The following is a 1215-nucleotide window of genomic DNA, read 5'->3' on the forward strand; positions in this document are numbered from 1 at the left end:
TCAGAATCTGGCGGGGATCCGTCAGTAAATTCAACTACTGATCCATCAGGTAAAAAACCTTCTTGTCAGGTTGCCGGGCAACCCGACAACACGCCAGAGGATCCGGCAACTGCCGTTCTGGAACATTTCAACCAGGTAACCAAATCCAGTTATCGCGATGGCAAAACCACCATGGGGTATATCCGTGGTCGCCTGGCTGACATGTTCACGGCGGAAGACCTGATCCGCGTGACGGACTACGCCACGGCGAAATGGCTGGATGACCCGAAAATGTGTGACTACCTGCGCCCCAAAACACTGTTTGGCCCGGAGAACTTCCAGGAGTACCACCAGAAAGCACTTAAGTGGGATGAAGCCGGGCGCCCGGCATGCATCAACGGCAAATGGCAGATACCGGGTGCCATATCGCCGACTGGTCGGGTGGACACTTTCAAAGGCAGTTATGCCGGTACTGATTACAGTCAGGTTCCGGAGGGATTCCGGTCATGAAGCTTATCTTGCCATTCCCACCCAGCGTTAACGCCTACTGGCGCTCCCCGAACAAAGGGCCGATGGCTGGCCGTATCCTGGTCAGTGCCGAGGGCCGTAAATATCAGAGTGCGGCCTGTGCCGCCATCATTGAACAGTTACGCCGTTTGCCAAAGCCATCCAGCGAGCTGGCAGAGGTTGAAATCGTTTTGTTTCCGCCGAACAACCAGCGCCGTGACCTGGATAACTACAACAAGGCGCTGTTCGATTCCCTGACTCATGCCGGGGTATGGGAAGACGACAGCCAGGTTAAAAAGATGCTGATTGAGTGGGGGCCGGTAGTGAAGGGCGGGAAAGTTGAAATCACGATAAGTCTGTACAAACCGGCGGGTGCAGCCGCCTGAACAGTGGAGAACGTATGAGCAGTTTAATGAACGTTATTAATGATCCGGGTTTCCCAGCCATGTCCAGTCTGGAAATTGCTGGCCTGTGTGAGAAACGACATGACCATGTTATGGCTGACATCCGCAACATGTTTCTACAGCTCGAAATTCAATCTCCCCAGTTTTCGGGAGATTACCGGGATGACCGTGGGCGTTCATATCCGTGCTATCAACTGCCGCGTGATTTATGCCTGACACTGGTGTCCGGGTACAACGTCGTGCTGCGTAAACGGGTTATTGATCGCTGGCTGGAGCTGGAAGAAGCAAAGAAATCGCCGGTACCACAGTCACTCCCCGAGGCCCT

Annotated in this window: 3 protein-coding genes; all 3 read left to right on the plus strand. The window is 54.1% G+C overall.

The genetic code is table 11. The features are described 5' to 3' along the window. The coding region (locus DES37_RS25455; RefSeq protein WP_211320583.1) for a conserved phage C-terminal domain-containing protein at window positions 1-489 on the plus strand (489 nt) is incomplete at its 5' end. Next, window positions 486-872 (plus strand): RusA family crossover junction endodeoxyribonuclease, encoded by a 387-nt coding sequence (locus DES37_RS25460; protein ID WP_110028305.1) that lies wholly within the window; start codon window positions 486-488, stop codon window positions 870-872. The genes DES37_RS25455 and DES37_RS25460, both read left to right, overlap by 4 nt. 14 nt (window positions 873-886) lie before the next feature. Then, window positions 887-1215 (plus strand): Rha family transcriptional regulator (locus DES37_RS25465; RefSeq protein ID WP_211320584.1); only part of this gene is annotated, 329 nt, incomplete at its 3' end.

This window comes from Mangrovibacter plantisponsor (assembly GCF_003182475.1).
In the GTDB taxonomy this organism is placed as follows: Bacteria; Pseudomonadota; Gammaproteobacteria; order Enterobacterales; family Enterobacteriaceae; genus Mangrovibacter; species Mangrovibacter plantisponsor.

Excerpts from the sequence above, each read along its gene's own strand:
- DES37_RS25460 (WP_110028305.1), top strand. The coding sequence starts at position 486 with ATGAAGCTTATCTTGCCATTCCCACCCAGCGTTAACGCCTACTGGCGC.